This is a genomic window from Dyella sp. (assembly GCF_036568765.1).
Classification (GTDB): Bacteria; Pseudomonadota; Gammaproteobacteria; order Xanthomonadales; family Rhodanobacteraceae; genus GSA-30.
On record NZ_DATCRY010000086.1, the window covers coordinates 1 to 6,729 of the forward strand.

General features: G+C 61.7%; 1 protein-coding gene. It reads right to left on the bottom strand.

From position 1 onward, the window contains the following. Nucleotides 1-6,729: SDR family NAD(P)-dependent oxidoreductase (locus VIM98_RS06625; RefSeq protein WP_331992312.1), on the bottom strand; the 6,729-nt coding region annotated here is incomplete at both ends.

Here is a 6,729-nt window from a genome sequence, read left to right on the forward strand (position 1 = left end):
TAGCTGGTGTGCCGTTCTGGCTGCAACGCCTCCACCAGCTGTTCGAAAGGCACATCCTGATGAGCATAGGCATCCAGCGTGTGCTGACGCACTTGCCGCAGCAACTGGCCGAAATCCTGAGCGAGGTCCACCTGGGTACGCAGTACCAGCGTGTTGACGAAGAAACCGACCAAGCCTTCGATGTCTGCGCGGTTACGGTTGGCGATGGGTGTGCCGACGCAGATGTCGGTCTGTCCCGAGTAGCGAGCCAGCAGCACATTGAAGGCCGCGCAAAGGGTCATGAACAATGTGCTTTGCGAACGCTGGCCGAGCGCCTTCAGGGCGGATACGAGCGTCGAGGGCAGCATAAATGACAGCACCGCACCGGCATGACTCGACTGCACCGGACGCGGCCGATCTGTCGGCAAGGCCAGAAGACTCGGACTTCCGGCCAACTGCTGTTTCCAGTAGTTCAATTGCCGGTCCAGCACCTCGCCGCGCAGCCATTCGCGCTGCCATCGAGCAAAGTCGGCGTACTGCAGGGGCAACTCCGACAAGGGAGAAGGCCTGCCTTCCAGGGATGCCCGATAGAGGGCGGCGATCTCTCGCCCCACCACACCCATCGACCAGCCATCCGAAACGATGTGATGCATCGTCAATAGCAGGATATGCCGCTCGTCGCCTTGGCGAATAAGGCGGCCACGAACCAAGGGACCCGTTGTCAGATCGAACGGCAGGCGCGCCTCCTCTTGCACATGCTCTTGCACATACCGACCCTGCTCCGCCAAAGGCAGGGCACTCAGGTCGATGGTTTCAAAATGGAACGAAACCGTTTCCGCAATGCATTGCACCGGCTCGTCGCCGGCCATCGAGAACGTCGTACGCAAGACATCGTGGCGGCCTACGATTTCATTGAGCGCACACGACAACGCCGAAATATCCAGGCGACCCGTCAATTGAACCGTGACCGGAATGTTGTATATCTCGCGTCTGGACTCGTACTGGTCGAGAAACCACAGGCGCTGCTGGGCAAAGGACAAGGGCAAGTGACCGTCCCGTCCGGCACGCGGTATCGATGACGACACATCCTGTGCTGTTTTAACCGGCACCACCCTCGCCGAAAGAGCCGCCACAGTCGGCGCATCGAGCACGGCACTTACCGGCAGCTCGACACCGAATTCGGCTTGTATCCTGGACACAAGCTGCGTGGCCAACAAGGAATGGCCACCAAGCTCGAAGAAATCATCGTCCCTCTCGATGGACGGACGCCCGAACAGGTCCTGCCAGATCCTGGTCATGACCTGCTCACGATCCATCGCAGGGGCGATTTCGCGCACTGTCTTAGCCACTTGATCCGGCACTGCACCACGAGCCAAAGACACGCCTGCCGCGATATGCGCTTCGGGCGCATCCGGATAGGGAACATCGGTCCAGCAGCGCTCTCGTGCAAATGGGTAGGTAGGCAGGCCGATGCGGCGAGCTCGCTGCATGGCGCCAACGGCATACAGCGCACTCCAGTCGATATTGAAACCCTGCACCCAAAGATCGAGGAGCTTGCCGAACTTGCCCTTGGCAATCCAGGCACGGACGGCGGCGGCCATGTCTTCGTCGCCGGAGAACAGCGCCATGGTGTGGCGCCTGGCCTTGCCGCGATACATACTTTCGTTATGCGCGCCCTCCGCCAGGTACGCACCGAGCTTGTTCCGCAGATCATCGAGCGATTCGACCAGCAGGGCCAACCGCTCTTCCATCGGCTCACGGCCAACCTGCAGTGTATAGGCCAGATCGACCAGCGACAGCTCCGAGGCCTGCGCGGGTGCAATGGCAGCCAGAAGTCGCCGGACCTGCGCCTGCAACCGATCCGCGTTGCGCGCCGACAGCATCACCATGACCGGACCGGAATCCTCGCGTACTGGAGTCACACTGGCCGGCGCGATGTATTCCTCGATCACCAGATGGGCGTTCGCGCCACCTGCACCGAACGATGAGATGCCTGCGATCCGAGGAACTTCGCGCCGCTGGCCGTCGATCTCCACCGTGGGACGCACCCAGTCGGCCAGGACCTGCTGGACGACAAACGGGGAATCGGCGAAATGGATATTCGGATTCAGCGTATCGGCATGCAGGCTTGGCACCAGCATCCCGTGCTTCATCTGCATCAACACCTTGCTGATACCCACAAACCCGCTCGCGCTCTCGGTATGTCCGATATTCGACTTGACCGATCCAATGGCACAGAACTGCCGATCCTGCGTCCAACCGCGGAAGGCTCGGGTCAAACCGGCAATTTCGATGGAATCTCCCATATGGCTACCGGTGCCCTGCGCCTCGACGTAGCTGATGGCACGCGCATCGACACCGGCGCGCCGCAGTGCATTGCTGACCAGTTGCGCCTGCATCAGTGGGTTGGGCGTCATGTAGCCGTGCGTCTTGCCGCCGGAATTGATGGCACTGCCTTTGATGACGCCATAGATATGGTCGCCATCTTCGATGGCGCGTTGCAGCGGCTTGAGCACGAGGGCACCGACAGCTTCGCTGTCCACGAAGCCATCGCCGTCGGCAGCGAACGGCTTGCACTTATCGTCGCTCGACAGCATCGTCAGCGAGGACAGGCCGATCATATGATCCGGCGTCACCAGCAAGTTCACGCCGCCGGCAATAGCCACCTCGCTATCGCCGCTGCGCAAGCTCTCGATCGCCAGATGCACTGCTGTCAGCGACGACGAACAGGCGGTATCGACCGCCATGCTTGGGCCCTGGAAATTGAGCAGATAGGAAATGCGATTGGCGATCGACCAGTAACGCGCTCCTGTCGGGTAGCTTTCGTTCAGTACGCCGACAAACGTACCGATCTTCCTGCTTGCAGACAGGGTGTCGGGCGTGTACCCCGCATCCTCGATGCTCGCGTAGACCTCCTGCATGAACAGGCGCTCCTGCGGGCTGATCAGTTGCGCTTCCTGTGGCGTGATATTGAAGAACAGTCGGTCGAAACAATCGACATCGTCCAGCAACCCCGCCCATTTGCTATAGGTCTTGCCAGGGCGCTGCTTCTGCGCTTCGAACACCAGACCATTATCCCAGCGCTCTGGCGGCACTTCGCGAATGCTGTTGCGCCCGGCAACGAGGTTGTCCCAGAACTGATGGACATCGGCGGCACCGGGATAGCGTCCGGACAAACCCACGATCGCCACATCGAATCGAGATGCAACGGGGGAAGCACCGACCGCGGTCGCAGCTCCACTTCCCCAGCCGCGCGCAGGGCGCTGCCGTTGCCGATGATTGGATACCGGAACGGATACGACCGCCTGCTCCGCCTTTATCGCAGGCGTCGCCGCGACGGTGCCACTCGGCATATCGAACTGTTGCGCCAATACGATCGCATGCTCGCTCAGCAGATAGTCGGCCAGACCGGCCAGCGTCGGATACTCGAAAAAGATCGTCGGCTTCAGCTCCAGCCGGTATTGCCGGTTCATGGCGTTGCTGAACTCGGTCAATGTGATCGAATCGAAGCCATACTCCATCAGAGGCGTATCGCCATCGATGTCCTCTGGCTTGACCTTGATCAGCGAAGACACCGTCGCCACGAGCGCGCGCCTGAGCTTCTCCGGCAAGGCAGCATCGCTCTGGCCGGGCACCCCGATGGTCACGCCGATCCGCGCGGCGGGCGCCACAGCAGCCTCCTGCGGCTCACCGAGGAATACCTCTCGAATACGCGTCGGATCGCCCTCTACGACAAGCATCTGGCTTAGCGGACTGGCCAACGCCTGTCGCATGGCCCACAGGCCGCTTTCGCAGGAGAGTGGCTGCATGCCCAACTGCTGGGCCAGCATGGTGCGCGTGGCTGCATCGACCTGCATGCCGCCTTCCTCCCACAGCGGCCAGTTCACCGATACGGTGCGTCCTTGACGCAGGCCTTTGCTCACCAGGTCGCTGCGGTGATGCGCGAACGCATCCATGAAAGCGTTCGCCGCCGCATAGTCGGCCTGCCCCACATTACCCATCGCCCCTGCGACGGAAGAGAAACAGATAAAGCAGTCCAGCGGGATATCGCGACTGGCCTCGTCCAGGTTGAGCGTGCCGGCAACCTTGGCACTCAGTACGTCACGCAATTGCTCCGGCGTCTTCCTTGCAATGAAGCTGTCCCGAACGACACCGGCGCTATGGATAATGCCATTGAGGCTTTCGAAATCTTCCGGAATGCTTTGGACCAGCTGCGTCAGGGCAGCCGCATCGGCAACATCGACGGCGTGGTAGCGCACGACGGCACCGAGCGTCTCCAGTGCGCGGATACTGGCCTGGATACGTTCGTTCATGGGCGAACGGCCGGTCAGGATCAATACCGGATTTTGCGCATGCAACGCAATCTCGCGCGCAAAAATCAGACCCAGGCCGCCTGCACCGCCTGTAATCAGATAAACGCCCTGCGGCTTCCATGGCGAAGGCCCAACGGTCGCTGCGGTGTATTCGACCCAGGTGGCGACTTGGCGTTCCCCGTTAACGTAGCGAACCCGCGGCTCGTCGTTACCACGGTTCTCCAGCAAGGTTCCTACGACGTCCTGATCCGGCTCGATACCGATAAGCTGGCCGTTGATCTGCGCACTTTCCAGCCGTGCCGTACGCAACATGCCGCCGAGGCCCTGCATGGCCAGCCCCAACCCACGATCGGGCACCACCACCTGAATCAAATGCCTTCCCGGAAGGCGGCCAAGCGCCTGCAACTGCCCCAGCAAGCTGCCGGCTGCCTGGGTAAAGCGTTCTGCCAGCGTTCCATGAACAGGCAGTCGCAAGCAGACAGCGTCCGGCATACGGCGCTCGATGTCGTCGGCCTCCACGCCCAGCAGCACGATGTGCTGGGCGTAAGTGGGAGCCTCCGCCTGGCTTGCAGGCTGCGAACGCCACATTGGCTGGAGCAATAACGTTTGGCTCGATGCGCTTGCTTTAGTCGCACGCGTCGCAAGGGGCGTCGCTGCAGCCTGTCGCAAGCTGAACTGCCTGAAGCGCACGCAGACCTGTCCCTGGGCATCGCACAGATCGATATCGAGCTGCCGGGCCTTGTCTCCGGCCGTGCCGTTGGCGCTGTGACGCACCCATGCCCACATCGATGGGGCGCACGGGCGCAGCACGTCCAGCGATCCCAAGGCAAAAGGCAGCATCAGCGTTGCCGCATCGCCGGTCATCGCTTCCGCTTGCACGCCTAGCGTGGCTTGCAAGGCCGCATCCAGCAGGCTGGGATGCAGCTCGTAGCCTTCGGTGGGCGCCCCTACCGGCAGCTCGATCCGGGCCAACGCCTGCGCAGACCCGATGAATATTTCGCGCAACCCCTGGAACGTCGGCCCGTAATCCAAGCCCAGACGTTCGAACAGGGGATAGCATTGCGATGCAACCATATGAGACGCAGCGCATCGTTCACGCAACGCCACAAGGTCATGCTGCGGCGAGACCGCTTCATCGAGGGGCGCTATGGCACCCTGGCTATAGACAGCCAAGTCGTCAACGCCACTCTCGCTATAAATCTCGAATGACAGTTCGCCTGTCTCTTCGGCATGCAGAGCAATATGCAGATCGAGCCCGTCTTCGCCAACGACGATCGGACGCACCCATGCGACGTCTCGTATCGTGAGACCCGTGATCGTGCCGAGTGCTTCGCGCGCCGCGCAGCAAGCCATTTCCAACTGGGCGACACCCGGCAGGATGCGAGCTGCCTGCACGACATGGTCGACCAGGAAGAATTCGTTGCCGGTCAGTCGCGTGCTGAAGCGAAGCCCCTGGATATCCGATGTATTCCGGTGCAACAAGGGATGCAACATCGCAACGACAGCATCAGATGCCATCGCCGGCCGCTCGTCGGCGATCTGGATCCAGTAACGATCGCGCGCGAAGGGATAGGTCGGCAAGCTGATTCTGTGGGGCTTGGCCTCGCCGTACAGCCTGTCCCAATCGATCGACAGTCCCCTCACCCAGAGATCCAGCAACTTGTCGAGTTTGCCCTTGGCGATCCAGGAGTCGACGGTAGAAGCCATATCCTCGTCGCCGACCAGCGCGCCGAGTGCTTCCTTTCCTCGTTTCGCCTGACCGCGATACAGCGCCTCCATGCCAGTTTCTCCCGCGATATATGCGGCCAGCCCAAGGCGCAACTCTTCCAGCGAACTCGTCATTACTCCCAGGCGTTCATCCATGGCCTCGCGCCCGACCTGCAGGGTGTAGGCCAGATCGTCCAGCCGCAATGCGCTGTCGCCCTGCCGCGCCACCAGGAAAGCATGCAACCGTTCGACCTGCTCGCGCAGGCGCTCTTCGCTGCGCGCCGACAGCACCACCAGGGCCGGCCCCGGTCGTGGCACATCCGCCCGCACTGGCGCCTCGTACTCTTCGATCACCACATGCGCATTCGCTCCGCCTGCACCGAACGACGAAATGCCCGCGATGCGTGGATAGCTTCGCCCTTCCCGGCTCGGCCGTTCCCAGGGCGACAGCGTCTGCTGCACCACGAATGGCGTACCGGAGAAATCGATGTTCGGATTCAACACGCTCGAATGCAGGCTCGGCGCCAATTGCCGGTGCTTCAGCTGCAGCAGCACCTTGGTCACGCCGGCGATACCGGCCGCGCTTTCGCAATGACCGATATTCGACTTGGCCGAACCGATCGCGCAGTACTGCCGGTCGCGTGTCCACTGGCCGAAAGCTTTGCTCAGGCCCGCAATCTCGATCGGATCGCCCAGGCTCGTACCCGTCCCATGCGCCTCGATATAGCTG